Below are 18,058 nucleotides of genomic sequence, written 5' to 3'. Positions count from 1 at the left end.
GGCGGACTCCGCCGAGCAGGCCGAGCGGACCGAGCGGGCCGAGCGGGCCGACCCGTGGCCGGCTCCGCTGCCCGGGCAGGCGGGGCAGCCGGGCCGGGGGCCGGTCTTCGACCCGGGGCCGGAGGAGGAGGCCTGGCCGGACGCGGCGGGCTGGCCGGGTGCGGACCGGCCCGGCGGCGAGCCCGGCGGGCCGGCCGGGACGAACGGGCACCCGGTCGGGAGGCCGGGCGGCTGGACCGGGGAGTGGCTCTGAGCGGGGCGAAACGCCGCCGGGGTCCGCCCGGGCGCGGCCGGCTGCCCGTAGGCTCCCGATTGCCGACGGAGTGTCAGCACCGGAGCGGCGGGTAGCCGGAATCCGGAGAGCCCAAGGGTGGTACGGGAGGAAGGGAGCTGCCGACGATGCGCCGGAACGCGATCCGCGAGTCTCTGCCGACCGCTCTGTGGGCGCTGGCGCTGTGGGGCCTGTACGCGGTGCTGATCAGCACGGTGGACCCGTTCGAGGCCGCCGTCGGGGTCGGCGGTACGGCGCTCGCGGTGTGGGCCGGACGGGCCGCGGTGCGGGCGTCCCGGGTGCGCGCGGGCGCGCCGGCCGGGGCGCTGCGGGCGGCGGCGGTGTGGCCGGGCACGGTGCTCGCCGAGACCGGCCGGCTGGCCGCGGCGGTGCTGCGGCCGGGCCGCCGGCGCGGCTCCGGTTTCCGGAGCACTCCGCCCGGGCCGGGGCGGGCCTGGGCGGCACTGCTGCTCTCCGCCACCCCCGGCACCCTGGTGGTCGCCGTGGACGAGCGGGACGGTGCCCGCGCCCATGCCCTCTTCTCCCACGAGGACGGTGAACAGTCCCGGCTGGAGCGGGAGTTGACCACCGACCCGGGCGCCGGGCCAAGGGAGCGGTCGTGAACGCCTGGACGCTGGCCGCGCTGGTGCTGATCCTCTTCGGCCTGGCCCCCTGTCTGGCGACGGTCTGCCGGGGCAGCGCGGTGGACCGGCTGGCCGGGCTGACCCTGGGCTCGACGCTGCTGAGCGTGATCCTGCTGCTCCTCGCCCAGGGCTTCACCCGCAGCTCGTATGTGGACACCGCGCTGGTGCTGGCCGTCCTCTCCCCCGCCGGGACGCTGGTCTTCACCCGGCTGCTGGCGCCCACCGGGGACGACGACAGAGCGAAGCGGGAGCGGAACGACGAGGAGGGTGAGGAAGGGTGACGGGCGGTCATATCGCCGTGCTGGTACTGATGACGGCCGGCTGCGGGGTGCTGCTGCTGTCCGCGTTCGCGCTGCTGCGGCTGCCCGCGCCCTTCGACCGCCTCCACGCACTGACCCCGGCCGCGTCGCTGGGCGCCCCGCTGGTGGCGCTGGCGGCGGCGTTCGACACCGGACCGGGCCGCGGCGCGGTGAAGCTCGTGGTGATCGGGGTGCTGCTGGCGGCCGGCGGCCCGGTGACCGGTTCGGCGATCGCCCGGGTGGCGGCTCAGCGGGCCGGGGTGGAGACGGAGGACTCGCCGGAGTGAACGGGGGATCTCGGACATGACGCAGAGTCAGTTCGGCTATCTGCTGGTCATGGTGGCACTGGTGCTGGTCGTCGGCATGGCCACGGCCGCCGCGCGGACCCGCGACCCGAGCCGCCAGGCGGTGGTGCTCGCCGGGCTCGGGCTCGCGCTGTCCCTGCTCTTCCTGCTGGTCCAGGCGCCCGACGTGGCGCTCTCCCAGCTGGGCGTGGGAACCGTGGTGACCCCGCTGCTGATCCTGCTGACCGTACGCAAGATCCGCCGGGCGCGCAGCCGCGACGGCGGCGGCAGCGGCGGCAGCGGCGGCGGTGCCTCCGGGCGGAACGGCGGCCGCCGGTGAACGCCCGCCGGCGGGGCCGCCTGCTGCTGCTTCCGGCCGCGGTGCTCGCCGCCGGCCTGGTGTGGTGCGGAGCGGAGCTCCCGGTGCTGGGCACCGACCGGCATCCGTACGGGGCCCGCTCGGTGGCGGCCGCGCTGCGGCAGCACACCTCGAACGCGGTCTCCTCGATCAACTTCGACCAGCGGGCGCTGGACACCCTCGGCGAGGAGTCGATCCTCTTCGCCGCCGTGCTGGGGGCGGTGGTGCTGCTCCGCCAGGTGCGCGGGGAACGCCGGCACACCCCCCGGGCCGGCTACGTCCTGCCGTCCACCCGGTTGTTCGGGGTCGGGCTGCTCCCGGTGGCGCTGCTGACCGGGGTGTATGTGGTGGCGCACGGGGCGGTCACGCCCGGCGGCGGGTTCCAGGGCGGGGTGGTGCTGGCCAGCGGGCTGCACGTGGCCTACGTCGCGGCCGACTACCGGGTGCTGCGCCGGCTGCGGCCGCTCGTGGTGCTGGAGTCCGCGGAGGCGGTCGCGGCGGGCTCGTTCGCCGGGCTCGGCCTGGCCGGACTCGCCTGCTGCGCCGCGTATCTGAAGAACGTGCTGCCGCTGGGCGCCTTCGGGCAGCTGGCCTCCGGCGGTCTGGTGGGGGTGCTGAACGCGGCGGTCGGCGTGGCGGTGGCCTCGGGCGTGGTGGTGCTGCTGGCCGGATTCCTGGAGCAGGCCGTCGAGTTGGACGACGCCGGGGAAGAGACGACGGAGGGCGAGGGATGAGCCGGGCCTTGACGCTGCTGTGGTTCGCCGCCGCGGCATGGATCTTCCTGGCCGGGGTGCGCGGCCTGACGGTCAGCCGCAACCTGGTGCAGGCGGTGGGCTGCCTGGCGGTGGCCCAGTCCTCGACCTATGTGCTGCTGCTGGGGATCGGCTACCGGGCCGGCGCCTCCGCCCCGGTCTTCGGCGACATGCCGCCGGGCAGCCGGCCGGTGGTCGACCCGGTGGTGCAGGCGCTGACGCTGACCGACATCGTGGTCGGCGCGACCGTGACGGCGCTGCTGCTGGCGCTGGCCATCCAGATCCGCAAGGGCCACGGCACGGTGGACCCGGACGAGCTCACCGGTCTGCGGGGCTGAGCGGGGGTGGCGGACTCCTCGGTACTCCTGCAACTCGGCGTGGCCCTGCCGCTGCTCGGCGCTGCGCTGCTGGCGGCCGTCGGCCGCTGGCTGCCCAGGATCCTGCTGGACGTGACGGCCGGCGCCTGGACGCTGGCCGAGGCGGTGGTGCTCGGGGTGCTCTGGTGGCGCTGCGGCCGGGGGCCGGTCTCGGTCTTCGTCGGCGGCTGGGAGCCGCGGCACGGCGAGTCCGTGGGCATCGCGCTGACCGCGGACCGGGCCGGGGCCGGCTTCGCCCTGCTGGCGGGCGTCCTGGTGCTGGCCGTGATCGCCTACTCCTGGCGGTACTTCGACGAGCCGCCGCGCGAGCACCGGGGCTCGTTCCCGGCGCTGGTGCTGCTCTTCGAGGCGGGGATGTGCGGGTTCGCGCTCACCGCGGACCTCTTCGACGCCTTCGTCTTCTTCGAGCTGATGGGGACGGCGGCGGTGGCGCTCACCGGCTTCCGGGTGGAGGACCCGCGCCCGGTGCAGGGCGCGCTGATCTTCGGTGTGATCAACTCCCTTGCCGCGTACGGCGCGCTGATCGGCGTCGGGCTGCTCTACGCCCGTACCGGCGAGCTGGGGATGGCGGCGATCGGGGAGCAGCTGGCGCACCCGGGGGCCGGCACCTCGCGGGCGCCGGTGCTGGTCGCCTTCGTACTGGTGACGGTCGGCTTCCTGGTCAAGGCGGCCATAGCGCCCTTCCACTTCTGGCTGGCGGACGCCCACGCGGTGGCCCCGACACCGGTCTGCATGCTGCTCTCCGGCGTGATGGTGGAGCTGGGCGCGTACGGCACCGCCCGGGTCTACTGGACGGTGTTCTCCGGACCGGGCGGGGTGGACAGGGCGGCGTTCAGCGCGGTGCTGATCGTCGCCGGAGCGCTCACCGCGCTGGTGGGCGCGGCGATGTGCTGGGCGCAGCGGCACCTCAAGCGGCTGCTGGCGTTCTCCACCGTGGCGCACAGCGGGTTGTTCCTCCTCGGCCTCGGGCTGCTCGGCCCGGACTCGGCCGGCGCGGTGCTGGTCTACGTGGCCGGGCACGCCGGCGCCAAGGCCGCCCTCTTCGGGCTGACCGGGGTGCTGCTGGACCGGCACGGCTCGGTGGACGAATGGGGGCTGCGCGGCCGGGGCCGTGAACTTCCGTGGGTGGGCATCCTCTTCGGGCTCGCCGGGCTGGCGCTGGCCGGGCTGCCGCCGTTCGGCAGCGCGCTGGGCAAGGCGCTGCTGGAGAGCGCGGCGAGCACGGCCCGGCCGGCCGGATGGTGGGGCGCCGGCTGGGCCGCCGGGGTCTCGGCGCTGTGCGTGGTGGTCTCGGCGGTGACCGGGGGCGCGATCCTCCGCGCCGGGCTGCGGATCTTCACCGGCGCCGGACCGGACCCGTCCACCACCCGGATCGGCGCGGTCTACGAGCCGGGCCCGGAGATCACCGGGGAGGGCGAGGAGCCCGAGGTCACGGAGGAGCCCCGACGGCGGATCCCGCGCACCATGGTGCCGGTCTGCGGGGTGCTGCTGGCCGGGGCCCTCGTGCTGGGGGTGGTACCGGCGGCGGCCCGGGCGGTCGCCTCGGGGGGTCCCGTCCTAGTGTCCCGGGCGGCCTCGGTGGCCTCGGTGTTCGGGCTGCCGGCACCGCGTTTGACTCCTCCCCCCTCGTCGTGGGACGTTCCGGGGCTACTGCTCGGCCTGGCCTCCGCCGGGCTGGCCGCGGCCCTGGCGCTGGGGGCGGTGCTGCGCCGTCCCGACGCGGTGCGGGCGGTGCTGCTCACCGGCATTCGGGCGCTCAGCCCGCTGCGCCGGCTGCACTCCGGGCACCTCGGCGACTACGTGCTGTGGTGGGCGACCGGCGCGGCTGCGCTGCTCGCCGTGACCGTACTGCTGGGCTGAGGCGGCACCGCCCGGCTGGGACGGCCCCACCGCGGTGTTCCGCCAGGGGTAACAGACGGGTAAGGGTTTCCCCGTTCGCTGAACGGTGATACGCCGGGACGACCTCACCCGTCTCCGGGGCAGCTGCGACACGGTAAGGAGAAGAGGAACACGGTATGACGATGCGTCAACTCATCGGCGAACCGGTGGTCGAGGCGCTGCGGGCGACGATTCACGCCATCCCCACCGACGCGCCCGAGAGCGACGCCACCCTCGACTGGGACGTGACCACCATGGTGCTGGTCGAGGTGGTCGCCGCAGGGCACTCCGGAATCGGCTGGACCTACGGCTCCCCGGCGGTGGCCCGGGTGGTGACCGGCCGGCTGACCGAGGCGGTGCTCGGCCGGGACGCGATGGACGTGCCGGGCGCCAACGCGGCGATGGCGACCGCCCTGCGCAACGACGGGCGCCCGGGGATGGGCGCGGAGGCGGTGTCCGCCGTCGACATCGCCCTGTGGGACCTGAAGGCGCGGATCCTGGGGGTGCCGCTGGCCCGCCTCTTCGGCCGGGTCCGCGAAGACGTCCCGGTCTACGGCAGCGGCGGCTTCACCAGCTACGGAGACGAGCGGCTGGCCCGGCAGCTGGAGGGCTGGGTCGGGGAGCAGGGGATCCCCCGGGTGAAGATCAAGATCGGCGAGGGCTGGGGCGGCCGCGAGGACCGCGATCTGGAGCGCACCCGGCTGGCCCGCGAGGTGGTCGGCGAGGACACCGAGCTCTACGTGGACGCCAACGGCGGCTACTCGCGCAAGCAGGCGGTCCGGGTCTCCCACGCCCTGGAGCCCTACCGGGTGGCCTGGTTCGAGGAACCGGTCTCCTCCGACGACCTGGCCGGGCTGCGCGAGGTGCGCGAGCTCGTCCGGCCGGACGTGGCCGCCGGCGAGTACGGCTGGGACCTTCCCGGGCTGACCAGGATGGCCTCCTCCGGCGCGGTGGACTGCCTGCAGGCGGACGCCACCCGCTGCGGCGGGCTCACCGTGTGGCTGCGCGCGGCGGCGGTCGCCGAGGGGCTCGGACTCGAGCTCTCCGGACACGGCGCCCCGCATGTCCACGCGAGCGTGGCGGCCGCCGTCCCCAACCTCCGGCATCTGGAGTGGTTCCACGACCACGCGCGGATCGAGGCGATGCTCTTCGAGGGCGCGCTCTCCCCCGACGGCGGCGTCCTGCGCCCCGGGGCGGACGGCGCACCCGGCCTCGGCCTGCGGCTTCGCCCGCAGACCGCCGAGGAGTACCGCACCGCCTAGGGGGCCGGCGGCAGATCGTCACCCCCGCACCGGTTTTCCGATCTCCGCGGCGGCAAGGCGAAGGGCAGGCCCAGACCCTGCCCAAGCCTCCAGAGGAGGTCGAGAATGACCCGCACCCTGCAGCGCAGCCCGAGTCTGCCCGCCACAGACGGCGATGGGGGGGTCGATGAGGAGACGGTGCTCCCCGGAACGGGCGTACCGCACTTCTCCCAGGAGCGCCTGCGCCGGATGGGCAAAACCGAGGCCCGCCGCCTGAGCGACCAGCTCTTCGGCCGGCTGAAGGCACTCGAACCGGGTAGCCCCGAACACGAGGACGTCCGCGCCCTCCTCATCGAGATCAATCTGCCGCTGGTCCGGTTCGCCGCCTCCCGCTACCGGCACCGCTCCGAGGCGCATGAGGACATCGTGCAGGTCGGAACGGTGGGCCTGATCAAGGCGGTGGACGCCTTCGATCCGGAGCGGGGAGTGGAGTTCCCCACCTTCGCCCTGCCGACCATCAGCGGGGAGATGAAGCGCTTCTTCCGGGACACCTCCTGGCCGGTCCGGGTGACCCGGGCCCTCCAGGAGCGCTACCTGTCCGTGGTGCGGACCTCCGACCGGCTGGAGCAGACCCTGGGCCGCCCGCCCACGCCCGACGAGGTCGGCCGCCAACTCCGGATCTCCGCCGAGGAGGTGACGGAGGGTCAGGAGGCCGCCCGGGTGTACCACGCGCGCTCGCTGGACGCCCTCGGCGAGGACGAGGACTCCCCCGGCTCGCCCATCATGGACCGGCTGGGCAGCGACGACGGCGGGCTCGCCATGGTCGAGTTCGAGGAGTCGGTGGCCCCGCTGCTGGACCGGCTGCCGCCGAGGGAGCAGCGGATAGTCGCCCTGCGGTTCTGGGGCAACCTGACCCAGTCGGAGATCGCCGAGCAGATCGGCATCTCCCAGATGCACGTCTCCCGGCTGCTGATGGGCGTCCTCGACGACCTCCGCAAGGAACTCCAGGCCTCCTGAGGTCCTGAGGCCGTCAGGCTCCTGGCGGCTCGTCGGACGGACGGCCGCCGCCGAAGGGCTCGACAGGCTCGACAGAGCCGGCGGCGGCCCCCAGCGCCTTCGGCCTCAGCGCGATCGGCGCTGTCGACGCTGGGAGCGCTGAGGGCACCGGGGGCGCCGGGAGCGCGTCGCGCTCCCCAGCGGGCCGACGGTACGTCACTGCTGCTGCTGCCGCCGCTGCATCGAGCGCAGCAGCCGGCGGCGCAGCGCCCGGCGCTCGTCCTCGGTGGCGCCGCCCCAGATGCCGGCCGCCTGGCCGGTGCGCAGCGCCCAGTCCAGGCACTCCGAACTGACCGGGCACTGCGCGCACACGGCCTTCGCCGCCTCGGTCTGCCGGCGGTCCAGCCCGTGGGTGCCGATCGGGAAGAACAGCTCCGGATCCTGCCCGATACAGGCCGCCAGGTCCCGCCAGTCACGGCACTCCGGAGTCCTGGGTGTGATGCGGGCGCCGAGGCAGGTGGGGTCACTTCTCCACATCTGCCTTCTCCTCCCTGGCGGCGGGGCGGACACGGCCCCGCCGGGCCTCGTCGTGAGGGCGTACGGGGGCGGACCACGGCCCCCTGCGGATTCGTCGGCGGATTCGTCGCAAACCGACTTCGGGGGGCGGCTGCCCCGCCCCCGGGAAAGGGAAACACGCCATGGCGCCCACCGGTTTCGGGGTTTCCGGGCACGGTTAGGCGCACAAGTGGCGTCGAGACAATCCAAGGGAGGTCCGATGAAGATCGCAGTCGTCACCGGCGATGTGAACCCCATGCTCACCGAACCGCCGATCCCGGGCGGCCGCGTCCATCGGATCGCGGCCCATGCCCGCGCTCTCGCGGCCCGCGGCCACCAGGTCGACATCTACGCCCGGCGAAGCGCACCCGGCCAGGCGGCCACCGCCGAAAGCGGTTCCCCGATAAGGGTGTTCACCTTTCCGGTCGGGCCGCCGCGGCCGCTGAGCGAGGCCGAGTCCCTCCACCACATCCAGGACCAGGCCGAGGCGATGACCCGGATCTGGCGTGCGGAGGGCCTCCCGGACGTGGTCCACGCCTGCGGGCGCACCGGCGGCCTGGTGGCCCTGGCCGCGGCCCGGGTCGCCCCCCATCTCCCGTTGGTGCAGGAGGATCTGGCCACCGGCCGGGCCGAGTCCGGCGCGGTCGGCGGCGGCACCGGTGTCGGCGGGGCCCCGCGACCCCCGAACTGCTCGGCCGGCTGCGGCGGTTGAACGCACTGCTGGCCCGTACCAGCCAGGGGCTGCTGGCCCGCAGCGAGGCGGAGGAGGAGGCGGCGCTGCGGCTCGGCGCCCCGCGCGAGAACATCCGGCTGATCCCCTCCGGCGTGGACACCGAGCTGTTCCACCCCGAAGCCGTACCGATGCCGCCCAGGCAGCGCGGCAGGCGCCCGCAGGCGGCCGAGCCGAAGCCCGGCGCGGGGAAGGGCGCGCAATCGGACGCCACGGCGGCTGCGGCGGCCAAGGCGGCCACGGCCGGGGCGAAGAGCGGCGGCGCCACCCGGCCGGACGGCTCCGACTCCCCACGGGTGCTCTGCCTGGACGGCGGCGGGCCCGCCCGGGCCACGGCCATCGCCGCGATCCGCGCCATCCCCGAGGCCCGGCTGACGGTGGCCGGCGGCACGGCCCACGAGCCCGTCCGGCGGGGCCGGGTCGAGCTCCTCGGGCCGGTACCCCACACGGCCGTGCCACGGCTGCTCGCCGACGCCGACGTCCTGGTCAGCACCCCCGACCGGGACTCCGGCGGTTCGGCCGCGCTGGAGGCGATGGCCTGCGGAGTGCCGGTGGTCGCCACCGATGTGGGCGCGCTCAGCGACCTGGTGCTGGACCAGATCACCGGGCTGCTGGTGCCGCCGCGCCGGCCGGACCTCGTGGCCAGGGCGATCCGCCGGGTGCTCCACCGGAGCTCCTGGCAGCTGGCGCTCGGCACGGCCGGCCGCGACCGGGCCTGCGCCCGGCACGACTGGGACCGGGTGGCCACCGAGACCGAGCGCTTCTATCTGGAGCGGATCGAGGCCGCGACAGCGGCGGCGGCCGCGTAGGGACGGAGGCGCACGGCGAGGGGCCCCGGCATCGGCCGGGGCCCCTCGCTCGTTCCGCGCGTACTCCGCTCGTTTTCTGCTCGCGCGTTCCGTTCCGCCTCCGCGGGCTACAGCTCGATCACCGTCTTGATGTCGTCCGGGCGCTTGGCGAACGCCTCGGCGCAGCGCTCGGCCGGCAGCCGCCGGGTGATCAGCCCGGCCAGCCACTCCCGGTCGGCCTCGGCCAGTGCCTCCACCGCGGCCTCGTAGTGCCGCTGGTTGGCGTTGACCGAGCCCACCACCACGTCGTTGGCGAGGACGATCTCCCGGTTCAGGCCCCCCGCGTCCAGCGGCAGCGGACGGCCGGAGGGCGAGACCCCGGTCAGGCAGACGATGCCGTAGTCGGCCGTCACCGACATCGCGGTGAAGACCAGCTCCCCGACGCCGGTGGCCTCCACCACCACGTCGGGCCGCAGCCGGTCGCCCACCTCGGCCAGCGGTCCGGTGTGGTAGACGGCGCCCAGCTCCCGCACCAGGCGCGGCTTGGGGCCGTCCGTCGCGAGGTCGAGGACATGCACCTCAAGGCCCCGGCGGACCCCCAGCAGTGCGGCCAGCAGGCCGATCGGGCCGGCTCCGACGACCAGCGCCCGGCGCGGCTCGAAGACCGAGCGGGCGCCGATCCGGTCCACCTGCTCCCAGGCCTTGGCCACCACGCTGGCCGGTTCCGCGAGCACCCCCAGCAGGCCGTCCGCCAGCTCCTCCGGCAGCCGCACGGCGTACTCGGCCGGCACCGTCCAGTACGAACTGCCGTAGCCGTCGAGCTCCTTGATGCCGCGCTCGCTGTACCTGCCGTTGCGGCACATGTCGAACTCGCCGCGGGCGCAGGCCGGGCAGGGCTCCGGATCGGGCCGCCGGACCACCCCGCAGACGAGGTCGCCGGGGCTGAATCCGCCGCCCGCCGGGGCGGCCTCCACCCGGCCCAGCGACTCGTGGCCGATGACCAGCCGGTCCCGGCCGGAGGGGGCCCAGCCGTAGTCCCCCCCGGCGATCTCCCGGTCCGTGCCGCAGACGCCCAGCGCCAGCCCGCGCACCAGGAGTTCGCCTGGGGGCGGTGTCTCGGGCGCGGGCAGCTCCTCGCAGTGGAGGCTGCCGGGCTTCCCCGGGACGACGGTCAACGCGCGCACCTTGGTCCACCTACCTTCCGCTCACTCCACATGACCTCCACCGCCCGCCGACGGCGGGGCCGCCGGTCGTCAGAGCGACTTCCGTCGCTCGCGGGCGGTCCTGGCGAGCCCGGCCGAGGCCGCGAACAGCAGCACCGCCACCACCAGCGCGGCCGCCCAGCCGGGCACCGCGAGGGCCAGCGCCAGGCCGATCGCCACGGCCAGCGCCCCACCGCCGTACAGCCCCAGCGCGCCCGCCGCGCCATAGAGGCCGGCCTGTTCGCGGTAGCGGCGCACGGCGTTCCGGCCGATCGCGCCGGCCACCGCGCCGACCTCCTCGTGGAGCACCGGGCGGAGCTGCTCGGCCAGCAGGCGGCCGGCCTCCGGGCCCTCGGTGAGGGTGGGCGCGGCCTCCGCCACCTTGGTCCGGGCCGGGTTGGCCACCTCGGGGCCCGGGGTCGGTTCTGGGGTATGGGGCATCGCTTCTCTCCCGCTTCGTCTCTCGGGCCCTGTCGGCCCGTCTCGGACCGTCTCGGCCCGTGTCGGGCCATCTCGGCCCGTGTCGGGCCATCTCGGCAGGTCTCAGAGCAGCCGGCCGAGCGGGCCGAGGTCCAGGTTGAGGTCCTCGGGGCGGAGGTCGTAGCGCTCGCGCAGCTCGGCCATCCGGTCCTCGAGGAGCATCAGGGTGTAGCCGATCCGCTCCTCCTGGTCCTCCGTGAGGTTGCCCTGCTCGACCCGGCGGAGGGCCTGCCGCTCCATCAGCTGCCGCAGCAACTCGATCACGGTCAGCACCAGCCGGAAGAGGTCCCGTTCGACGTTCTCCCGGTCCACCTCCAGCCGGATGTCGCGCCCGCGCGGGCGATCGGGGCCGGGCCGGCCCCCGGTCTCGGGGTCGTCCGTCATCTCAGTCGCCTCTTCGGCCGCGGTCGTCTCCCCCGCCCAGTCGCCACGGCGGCAGGGACTCGTCCACAGACATCACCAGGGCCCGCAGGGAGACCCGGACCAGTTCCACATCGGCGATGCTGATCGACAGGTCCCCGGCGAGCACCACCCCGCCGGCCAGCAGCCGGTCCAGCAGGTCGACCAGCGCGATCGGCCGGCCGGCCGGCGGGGCCTCCCCCTCCTCCAGGAAGCCGCCCTCGGACAGCAGGCCGCCGCCCACGCTCACGCCGGTGCCTCCGTCGCGAAGGAGTACGGCGCCCAGGGGCCCACCACCTCGGCGTGCACCCGGTGGTGACCGCCCGTCAGGTCGCGCACGACGGCCAGGAACTCGTCCACTCCGGAGTCGGCCACCAGATAGGCGACGTTCAGTACGTTCTGGTCGGAGCGACCGGAGAGCCGGGAGTCCTGCGGGGGGTAGCGGCGGGCGCCGTGGACCAGGTCGCGCACCGCGCCGTCGATCCGCTCGCCGATCCGCGCGGCGGCCCGCCACGCGTCCTCCTCGGCGTTCCGCTGCCGGCCGCGCCGGCGCAGGTATTCGCGGCCCGAGCGCGGGCGTTCGGGCTCGCGCCGGCCGGCCTCCGCCGCGCCTTCCGCGACGGCAGCGCCGGCCTCCGCCCCGGTGGCGGGCGACGAGCCGTCGGGGCGCAGATAGAGCTTCACACCCCACTCGGAGTGGCCGACCAGTCGGGCCAGTCCGTCCTGGAAGCTCGCGGAGTACTCCTCGAGCACCTCGCGGACCCGCTCCTCGCTCCGGTACACCGTCACCAGCCGCAGCGGCAGCACGGTGCCGCGCTCCCGCAGCGCCTCGACCACGGCGTGGTGGGCGCGGGCGGTGCGGTCCAGCCACTCGAACCGCTCCAGGTTCTCCTCCAGCCGCTCGCGCTCGAAGTCCGGTGCGGGCACGGGGCTGACCGCGGCGGCCAGGCCGCCGGAGACGACCAGCCGCGGTGTCCCCCCGGCCACCCCCTCCGGCAGCGTCGGGGCGCTCCCCACCTGGGCCGCCGCGAGGATGCCGTAGGCGTACCACAGCGTCTCGGATCCGTCGCCGGTCCGGGCCGGCTTCGGGTCCGGCTCCCAGGCCGTCTCCCGCGCCGGCTCAGCGCTCTGGTCGATCGTCATGCTCGGGCTCCTTCTCGGCTCCGGGTATCTCGGGGGCCGGCCGCCGCTCCCCCTCCAGTCGCTCCGGCTCCCGGCGGCCCTCCTGTTCCCTCCGGGCGTCCTGGTCCCTCCGGGCCTCCTGCTCCCGGCGGGCCGCCGTGCTCGACAGCGACGGATCGTGCTCCCACCAGTCGATGCCCATCTCCCGAGCCCGGTCCACAGAGGCCACCAGCAGTCGCAGCCGGATCGTCAGCAGCTCGATGTCGAGCAGATCGATCCGGATGTCGCCGGCGATCACAATGCCCTTGTCCAGCACCCGTTCCAGGATGTCGGCCAGGTTGGCACTCTCCGCGACCGGCGCCCGGGAGCCGTGGTCCCGGGACCCGTAGTCCCCATATCCGACGGGCCGGTTCACCGCAGCGCTCCTCCGTTTCCGCTGATCGCGTCCAGCCGGTCGAGCAGCTCGTCCTCGCGCCGGTCGAACTCCTCCTCGGAGATCTCACCGCGCTCCAACTCGCCTTCGAGCTCGACGAGCTGCCGCCGGATCGGGGTCGGATCGCGGTACTCCCGCTCGGCCTCGTCCACCACCTGCTGCATCACCCACAGGCCGAACCGCGCCGGAGCGGCGGGCAGTGTGAGCACGCTGGTGAGCAGTCCCATCGGCTAACCGCGTCCCTCCAGGTCGGTGAAGCTGTACGGCGGCAGCGGGCCGTCGACGTTCAACCGCACCCCCTCGGCCGCCAGGGCGTCCGCGATCTGGCGGGCCGCCTGCGCGAACTCCCCCGAGCGCTCCTGCTCGACCAGGAAGCTCAGATCGGCGAAGACCTGCGCCGCGGAGCCGGGCGCGGCGAGGCCCGCCCCGCCCGCGGTGCTGTCCGCGGACACCGCCTGGAGGGTCCCGGCGATCCGGTCGCGCATCCGGCGGTGCGCCTCCTCGACGTCCGCCTGCACCCGCTCGCCGAGGGCGATCCGGCCCTGCATCGGGCCCTCCGCCACCCCCGCCGCGACCAGCCGGCGCACCTCGGCGTCGCCGCGGACGGCGCTCTGCACGGCGTCGTCCTCGGACTGCTCGGCGCGGACCCGGTACTCGACCTTGCCGCGCAGCTCCTCGAGCCGCTCCCGGTAGGCCTCTCCGCGCCGGTCCAGGTCCTCCTGGACGGACGTGTCGTCCTCGGCCAGCACGCCGAAGCGCATCGGCAGGACGGGCCCCTGCTCGGTCAGTGCGGTCAGCACCTTGTGATGGGCCATCAGGTGCCGGCGCTTCACCCGCAGTGCCTCGGGGACCTCCCCGATCACCGCGGCCGCCTCCGCACCCCGGACGGCCCGCAACGGCGGTGCCTCCTGGCCGCCCACTCCCTGCAGGCCGTCCAGCCTGAGGGGGTGGTCGGCCGTGGTGACCGCGTAGACGTACACGGCCATGCTCAGCTCTCCCCCTTGCCCTTCGACGAGGTCCCGGAGCCGACCGCGCGGCGGGTGCGGCGGGCCTGCACCGGCTCCCGTTCCCGCTCGCGCTCCGGCTCCGAGTCCTGCGCGCCGGACTGGTCGTCGTCCGACCGGCCCCGGCCGAGTGCCTCGGCGAAGGAGTCGATCGCTCCGGACAGTGCCCCCTGGGTCTTGCCGTGGGCGCCCTGCTTCTGGGTCTCGCCGACCAGCTCCGGCAGTGTGGAGCCGCCCTTGTTCTCGAGGTCGAGGCGGTTGCAGGCCTCGGCGAAGCGGAGGTAGGTGTCGACGCTGGCGACCACCACGCGGGCGTCCACCCGCAGGAGTTCGATGCCGACCAGCGACACCCGGACGAAGACGTCGATGACGAGCCCCCGGTCCAGGATGAGGTCGAGGATGTCGTAGAGTCCGCCGTCGGTCTTCTGGTGCGGGCCGCCGGCGGGGGACTCCATGCTTGTCAGAGTCATACCTTGGCCACTCCTCATGCCATGTCGAGTCGTGCCATGTGCGCGTGCGTGCCGCCGCTCAGTCGCGGTTCACCTGTCCGCGGGTGTAGCGGCGGACCCGCCGGTACCCCAGGAGCTCCCCGTCACCGTCCAGGTCGACGGTGTAGGTGGCCAGCACACTGGTGGAGTCGGGAACCCGGTACAGCTCCACGACCTCCACCTCGACGGTCCACCCCGAGTCCTGGGGGGCCAGCGCGGAGACTCCCTCGGGCTCGCGTCCCAGCAGGACGCCGAGCTGCTCGAGTGCGGCGCGGACGGCCTTGGCCGCCTGGATGCGCGGCGGCTGGTCTCGGTCGTCCGATTCCGATGCCGGGCGCGATGCCATGCGCGGTGTCTCCTCGCTGTCTCGACGGGTCGTTCACTTCACTCGTACGCCTGCCCGGTCACCTCGGGCCCACACGCGGGTGCCGCAAAGGAGTTGGGGCCTTCCGTCGCAGCCCGGCGCGGCCCGCGAGCGCGGCCAGGCCACCCAGCGCCGCCACCAGTCCCGCGGCCGCGGCCAGCGCGGTCGCGGTGCGCGCGGCGGCGGCGGAGGGCGGGGCCGGCCGGTCGGCCAGCCGCTCGGGCCGGTGGGCCGGCAGCGGTCCTTCCGCACGCAGCCCGAGATCCAGTGCCTCGGCCAGGTGGAGGGCCCGCCTGCCGGTGCCGGCCTCGTCGATCTGGGTCCGGCAGCTGAAGCCGTCGGCCAGCACCAGGCCCCCGGTCGGGGCCTCCCTGACCGCCGGCAGCATTCCCAACTCGCCGATGCGGAACGAGAGTTCGCCGTGTCCACGTTCGAAGCCGAAGTTGCCGGCCAGCCCGCAGCAGCCCTCGTCCAGGACGTCGGCGGAGAGCCCGGCGGCCTCCATCAGCCGCCGGTCCGCCTCGAAGCCCAGCACCGCGTGCTGGTGGCAGTGGGTCTGCACGGTCGCCGGGCGGGAGAGGTGCGGGGGCCGCCAACCGCCCTCCCGCACCCGGTCGTCGAGGAGTTCGGCGAAGGTGCGGAAGACGCCGGCCAGCCGGTGGGCGTCCTGGTCGGCCGGCAGCAGCTCGGTCGCGTCCGAGCGGAAGACCGCGGTGCAGGACGGCTCCAGCCCGACCACCGGCGTCCCGGCCTCGATCCACGGCCGCAGCCGCTCCAGCGTGTGGGTCAGGACCTTTTTGGCGATATCCAGTTGGCCGGTGGAGATCCAGGTGAGCCCGCAGCAGACCGGCCCCTCCGGTACGGCCACCCGGTAGCCGGCGTCCTCCAGCACCCGCACCGCCGCCTGGGCCACCCCGGGGTGGAGGTACGAGCTGAAGGTGTCCGGCCACAGCAGCACCGCGTCCGGGTCGCCGGGCCGGGGCGGCGGCTGCTGGGCGCCCGAGCGCTGCCGCCGGGCCCACCACTCGGGGAAGGACTCGGCGGGGAACGGCGGCGCGGTGCGCTCGGCGTCCACCCCCGCCAGCAGCTTCCCCATCCGGGCCAGGCCGGGGGCGCGCAGCAGGGCGTTGGCGACCCGCGGGGCCGGCCGGACCATCCTGGCCCAGAGCGGCAGCCACCCCAGCGCGTAGTGCGCGGCCGGCCGCAGCCGCCCGGCGTAGTGCTGGGAGAGGAACTCCGCCTTGTAGGTGGCCATGTCGACCCCGGTCGGGCAGTCCGACTTGCAGCCCTTGCAGGCCAGGCAGAGGTCGAGGGCGTCGCGCACCTCGGTGGACCGCCACCCGTCGGTGACCGGGGACTCGGCGGCGCCGCCGTCCTGGCCGTCCCGGGGCCGTCCAGCATCTCGAAGAGCAGCCGGGCCCGGCCGCGGGTGGAGTGCTCCTCCTCGCCGGTCGCCCGGTAGGACGGGCACATCACCCCGCCGCGGTGGCTGCGGCAGTTGCCGATGCCGACGCAGCGCAGCACCGCCTGGGTGAAGGAGCCCTTGTCCTCGGGGTAGCCGAAGGACGTCCGCCCGGACCAGGGCCGCCACTTGGGGCCCAGCCGCAGCTGGCCGTCCACCCGGTGGACGGACGAGCCGTGCCCGGCCGGTGCCGCCACCTTGCCCGGGTTCATCCGGTTGCCCGGATCGAAGACCGCCTTCAACTCACCGAAGGCATAGGTCAGTTCGGGGCCGAACATGCGGGGCAGCAGCTCTCCCCTGGCCTGGCCGTCGCCGTGCTCGCCGGAGAGCGAGCCGCCGTATCCGGCGACCAGGTCGGCGGCCCGCTCCAGGAAGCGGCGGAACCGGGCGACGCCCTCGGCGTCCCGCAGCCCGAACGGGATCCGGGTGTGGACGCAGCCCTGCCCGAAGTGGCCGTAGAGGGCGGACCGGCCGTAGCCGAACTCGTCGAAGAGGGCGTGGAGGTCGCGGAGGTAGCCGCCCAGCTTGTCCGGCGGTACGGCGGAGTCCTCCCAGCCCTCCCAGGTCTCCCGGTCGTCCGGCGGGCGGGCGGTGACGCCGAGCCCGGCCTCGCGGGCCATGAGCAGCTGCTGCTCGCGGCCCGGGTCGTCGGAGAAGGTGACGGTGGGGTCGTCCTCGGTCCGGCCGAGGGCGGAGAGCAACCGGCGGGCCTTGCCGTCGGCCTCCTCCGCGGTGTCCCCGGTGAACTGGAGCATCAGCCAGGCTCGGCCGCGCGGCAGCCGGTCCAGGGAGTCCAGGTGGACGCCCTCCTCGCGCATCAGCTGGGTCATCCGGTCGTCCAGCGCCTCCAGCTGGGCCGGCTCGCTGTGCCGGAGCAGCTCCGGCACGTCGTCGGCGGCGGTGTAGACGTCCGGGTAGCCGAGCACCAGCATGCAGTCCGCCGCCGGCACCGGGACCAGGTCGATCTCCGCCCGCAGGACCGTGACCAGCGTCCCCTCACTGCCGACCAGGGCGCGGGCCAGGTCGAAGCCGTTCTCCGGGAGCAGCGCGTCCAGGTTGTAGCCGGAGACCCGGCGCGGGATGTCCGGGTAGCCCAGCCGGATGTCGGCGAGGTAGCGGTCGGCCAGCTCGTGCAGCCGCCGGTACAGGTCGGCCTTGCGGCCCCCCTCGGCGATGATCCGGCGGTACTCCTCCTCGGAGGTCGGCCCGACCCAGGTGCGCAGCCCGTCGTAGGTGAGGACCTCCAGCCGGCGCACGTTCTCCCCGGTCTTGCCGTACGCCTGGGCGGAGGCCCCGCAGGAGTTGTTGCCGATCATCCCGCCCAGCGTGCAGTGGCTGTGGGTGGCCGGTTTGGGCCCGAACCTGAGGCCGTGCCCGGCGAGCTGCCGGTTGAGCTCGTCCAGCACCAGCCCCGGCTCGACCACGCAGCGCCGCCGCTCGGCGTCCACCGAGACCAGCCGGTTGCAGTACTTGGTCCAGTCGATCACCACGGCGGTGTTGGTGCACTGCCCGCCGAGGCTGGTGCCGCCGCCGCGGGAGAGCACCGGGGCGTCGTACTCGGCGCAGACCGCGACCGCCTCCGCCCCCGCCTCCACGGTGCGCGGGACGACGACGCCGATCGGCGGCTGCCGGTAGTTGGAGCCGTCGGTGGCGTAGGCGCCCCGGCTGCCCGCGTCGAACCGCACCTCCCCGTCCACCCGTGCCCGCAGGGCCCGCTCCAGCGCGGCGTACCCGCGCCCGCGCCGGTGCCGATGCGGCCGCCGCGACCGCTCCCGCCGATCCTCCGTCGTCGCCATCAGCGTCACCCTTCGTCTCTCCGCCAGCTCCGCGCGCCGGGGCGCATGCCCCGCCGAGCCCGGGCCCACTCACGTTTCCATCCGTACCGAGCGGTCAGACGCCGACTGACGGAAACCTCCCAGAACCACCCGAGC

Annotated in this window: 22 protein-coding genes and 1 pseudogene; 11 read left to right on the top strand and 12 right to left on the bottom strand. The window is 74.9% G+C overall.

Features of this window, described 5'->3' with window-relative positions; translation table 11 throughout:
- Positions 1–399: 399 nt before the first annotated feature.
- The 9 genes from BS73_RS28020 (at position 400) to BS73_RS27980 (ending at position 7,121) form a co-directional block, all read left to right on the top strand.
- Entirely contained in the window at positions 400–894 is a 495-nt protein-coding gene (locus BS73_RS28020) for a Na+/H+ antiporter subunit E (protein ID WP_037577137.1), read from the top strand.
- The gene (locus BS73_RS28015) at positions 891–1,196 is read left to right on the top strand and encodes a monovalent cation/H+ antiporter complex subunit F (RefSeq protein ID WP_051940950.1); all 306 of its coding nucleotides are present in this window, start codon (positions 891–893) and stop codon (positions 1,194–1,196) included. Before BS73_RS28020 ends, BS73_RS28015 begins: the two co-directional genes overlap by 4 nt.
- The gene (locus tag BS73_RS28010) at positions 1,193–1,501 is read left to right on the top strand and encodes a cation:proton antiporter (protein WP_037577134.1); all 309 of its coding nucleotides are present in this window, start codon (positions 1,193–1,195) and stop codon (positions 1,499–1,501) included. Before BS73_RS28015 ends, BS73_RS28010 begins: the two co-directional genes overlap by 4 nt.
- A gap of 16 nt (positions 1,502–1,517) precedes the next feature.
- Positions 1,518–1,838, top strand: coding sequence for a DUF4040 domain-containing protein (locus BS73_RS28005; RefSeq protein WP_037577131.1), 321 nt, complete (start codon positions 1,518–1,520; stop codon positions 1,836–1,838).
- Positions 1,835–2,590 carry an MnhB domain-containing protein gene (locus BS73_RS28000; RefSeq protein WP_084704410.1) on the top strand — a complete coding sequence of 252 codons (756 nt, stop codon included), beginning with the start codon at positions 1,835–1,837 and terminating at the stop codon, positions 2,588–2,590. Before BS73_RS28005 ends, BS73_RS28000 begins: the two co-directional genes overlap by 4 nt.
- A complete protein-coding gene (locus BS73_RS27995) occupies positions 2,587–2,946 on the top strand; it encodes a sodium:proton antiporter (RefSeq protein ID WP_051940941.1) in 360 nt (119 codons plus the stop codon). The genes BS73_RS28000 and BS73_RS27995 overlap by 4 nt, the downstream gene beginning before the upstream one ends.
- Before the next feature lie 6 nt (positions 2,947–2,952).
- A complete protein-coding gene (locus BS73_RS27990; protein ID WP_037577128.1) occupies positions 2,953–4,845 on the top strand; it encodes a complex I subunit 5 family protein in 1,893 nt (630 codons plus the stop codon).
- A gap of 155 nt (positions 4,846–5,000) precedes the next feature.
- Entirely contained in the window at positions 5,001–6,125 is a 1,125-nt protein-coding gene (locus BS73_RS27985; RefSeq protein ID WP_407675069.1) for an enolase C-terminal domain-like protein, read from the top strand.
- A gap of 105 nt (positions 6,126–6,230) precedes the next feature.
- On the top strand, positions 6,231–7,121 hold the full coding sequence (locus BS73_RS27980; RefSeq protein ID WP_037577124.1) for a SigB/SigF/SigG family RNA polymerase sigma factor: 891 nt from the start codon (positions 6,231–6,233) through the stop codon (positions 7,119–7,121).
- A 195-nt stretch (positions 7,122–7,316) separates the two neighbouring features.
- Here BS73_RS27980 and BS73_RS27975 read toward each other — a convergent pair whose 3' ends face one another.
- Positions 7,317–7,637 carry a WhiB family transcriptional regulator gene (locus BS73_RS27975; protein WP_084704409.1) on the bottom strand — a complete coding sequence of 107 codons (321 nt, stop codon included), beginning with the start codon at positions 7,635–7,637 and terminating at the stop codon, positions 7,317–7,319.
- Positions 7,638–7,875: 238 nt separating this feature from the next.
- Between BS73_RS27975 and BS73_RS38420 the strand changes: the two genes are divergently transcribed.
- Both BS73_RS38420 and BS73_RS27965 read left to right on the top strand, forming a co-directional pair.
- Positions 7,876–8,367, top strand: a complete 492-nt coding sequence (locus BS73_RS38420) for a glycosyltransferase (protein ID WP_037577121.1) — start codon at positions 7,876–7,878, stop codon at positions 8,365–8,367.
- On the top strand, positions 8,364–9,194 hold the full coding sequence (locus tag BS73_RS27965; RefSeq protein WP_037577118.1) for a glycosyltransferase family 4 protein: 831 nt from the start codon (positions 8,364–8,366) through the stop codon (positions 9,192–9,194). Before BS73_RS38420 ends, BS73_RS27965 begins: the two co-directional genes overlap by 4 nt.
- Positions 9,195–9,301: 107 nt before the next feature.
- On the opposite strand, the gene BS73_RS27960 is transcribed toward BS73_RS27965, so the two are convergent.
- The 11 genes and pseudogenes from BS73_RS27960 to BS73_RS27910 form a co-directional block, all read right to left on the bottom strand.
- On the bottom strand, positions 9,302–10,357 hold the full coding sequence (locus BS73_RS27960) for a glucose 1-dehydrogenase (RefSeq protein ID WP_037577115.1): 1,056 nt from the start codon (positions 10,355–10,357) through the stop codon (positions 9,302–9,304).
- A gap of 69 nt (positions 10,358–10,426) precedes the next feature.
- On the bottom strand, positions 10,427–10,816 hold the full coding sequence (locus tag BS73_RS35175) for a phage holin family protein (protein ID WP_051940938.1): 390 nt from the start codon (positions 10,814–10,816) through the stop codon (positions 10,427–10,429).
- A gap of 102 nt (positions 10,817–10,918) precedes the next feature.
- Positions 10,919–11,239, bottom strand: coding sequence for a gas vesicle protein K (locus tag BS73_RS27950; protein WP_051940934.1), 321 nt, complete (start codon positions 11,237–11,239; stop codon positions 10,919–10,921).
- 1 nt (position 11,240) lies between these two features.
- A complete protein-coding gene (locus BS73_RS27945; RefSeq protein ID WP_407675068.1) occupies positions 11,241–11,504 on the bottom strand; it encodes a gas vesicle protein in 264 nt (87 codons plus the stop codon).
- Positions 11,501–12,397: a GvpL/GvpF family gas vesicle protein gene (locus BS73_RS27940; protein ID WP_051940932.1), complete on the bottom strand. Its 897-nt coding sequence runs from the start codon at positions 12,395–12,397 to the stop codon at positions 11,501–11,503. The genes BS73_RS27945 and BS73_RS27940 overlap by 4 nt, the downstream gene beginning before the upstream one ends.
- Positions 12,375–12,791, bottom strand: a complete 417-nt coding sequence (locus BS73_RS27935; RefSeq protein WP_084704408.1) for a gas vesicle protein — start codon at positions 12,789–12,791, stop codon at positions 12,375–12,377. Before BS73_RS27935 ends, BS73_RS27940 begins: the two co-directional genes overlap by 23 nt.
- On the bottom strand, positions 12,788–13,036 hold the full coding sequence (locus BS73_RS27930) for a gas vesicle protein GvpG (protein ID WP_037577112.1): 249 nt from the start codon (positions 13,034–13,036) through the stop codon (positions 12,788–12,790). The genes BS73_RS27935 and BS73_RS27930 overlap by 4 nt, the downstream gene beginning before the upstream one ends.
- A gap of 3 nt (positions 13,037–13,039) precedes the next feature.
- Positions 13,040–13,795: a GvpL/GvpF family gas vesicle protein gene (locus BS73_RS27925; RefSeq protein WP_037577109.1), complete on the bottom strand. Its 756-nt coding sequence runs from the start codon at positions 13,793–13,795 to the stop codon at positions 13,040–13,042.
- A gap of 2 nt (positions 13,796–13,797) precedes the next feature.
- Positions 13,798–14,283 (bottom strand): gas vesicle protein GvpJ, encoded by a 486-nt coding sequence (gene gvpJ / locus BS73_RS27920; protein WP_084704407.1) that lies wholly within the window; start codon positions 14,281–14,283, stop codon positions 13,798–13,800.
- Positions 14,284–14,341: 58 nt separating this feature from the next.
- Positions 14,342–14,647 (bottom strand): gas vesicle protein GvpO, encoded by a 306-nt coding sequence (locus BS73_RS27915; protein ID WP_037577106.1) that lies wholly within the window; start codon positions 14,645–14,647, stop codon positions 14,342–14,344.
- A gap of 58 nt (positions 14,648–14,705) precedes the next feature.
- Positions 14,706–17,923 (bottom strand): annotated as a pseudogene (locus BS73_RS27910) (FAD-binding and (Fe-S)-binding domain-containing protein).
- Positions 17,924–18,058 lie beyond the last annotated feature (135 nt).

It is taken from the genome of Phaeacidiphilus oryzae TH49 (genome assembly GCF_000744815.1).
Taxonomy (GTDB): domain Bacteria; phylum Actinomycetota; class Actinomycetes; order Streptomycetales; family Streptomycetaceae; genus Phaeacidiphilus; species Phaeacidiphilus oryzae.
Note: the sequence above shows the minus strand (reverse complement) of the source record. Positions and strands in the feature narration are given on the sequence as shown.

What these genes read in the sequence shown, in the direction of transcription:
- BS73_RS27980 (WP_037577124.1), top strand. Translation starts at nt 6,231, where the DNA reads ATGACCCGCACCCTGCAGCGCAGCCCGAGTCTGCCCGCCACAGACGGC.
- BS73_RS27930 (WP_037577112.1), bottom strand. Translation starts at nt 13,036, where the DNA reads ATGGGACTGCTCACCAGCGTGCTCACACTGCCCGCCGCTCCGGCGCGG.
- BS73_RS27985 (WP_407675069.1), top strand. Translation starts at nt 5,001, where the DNA reads ATGACGATGCGTCAACTCATCGGCGAACCGGTGGTCGAGGCGCTGCGG.
- BS73_RS27950 (WP_051940934.1), bottom strand. Translation starts at nt 11,239, where the DNA reads ATGACGGACGACCCCGAGACCGGGGGCCGGCCCGGCCCCGATCGCCCG.
- BS73_RS28020 (WP_037577137.1), top strand. Translation starts at nt 400, where the DNA reads ATGCGCCGGAACGCGATCCGCGAGTCTCTGCCGACCGCTCTGTGGGCG.
- BS73_RS27915 (WP_037577106.1), bottom strand. Translation starts at nt 14,647, where the DNA reads ATGGCATCGCGCCCGGCATCGGAATCGGACGACCGAGACCAGCCGCCG.
- BS73_RS27995 (WP_051940941.1), top strand. Translation starts at nt 2,587, where the DNA reads ATGAGCCGGGCCTTGACGCTGCTGTGGTTCGCCGCCGCGGCATGGATC.
- BS73_RS27925 (WP_037577109.1), bottom strand. Translation starts at nt 13,795, where the DNA reads ATGGCCGTGTACGTCTACGCGGTCACCACGGCCGACCACCCCCTCAGG.
- BS73_RS28005 (WP_037577131.1), top strand. Translation starts at nt 1,518, where the DNA reads ATGACGCAGAGTCAGTTCGGCTATCTGCTGGTCATGGTGGCACTGGTG.
- BS73_RS35175 (WP_051940938.1), bottom strand. Translation starts at nt 10,816, where the DNA reads ATGCCCCATACCCCAGAACCGACCCCGGGCCCCGAGGTGGCCAACCCG.
- BS73_RS27975 (WP_084704409.1), bottom strand. Translation starts at nt 7,637, where the DNA reads ATGTGGAGAAGTGACCCCACCTGCCTCGGCGCCCGCATCACACCCAGG.
- BS73_RS38420 (WP_037577121.1), top strand. Translation starts at nt 7,876, where the DNA reads ATGAAGATCGCAGTCGTCACCGGCGATGTGAACCCCATGCTCACCGAA.
- gvpJ (WP_084704407.1), bottom strand. Translation starts at nt 14,283, where the DNA reads ATGACTCTGACAAGCATGGAGTCCCCCGCCGGCGGCCCGCACCAGAAG.
- BS73_RS27940 (WP_051940932.1), bottom strand. Translation starts at nt 12,397, where the DNA reads ATGACGATCGACCAGAGCGCTGAGCCGGCGCGGGAGACGGCCTGGGAG.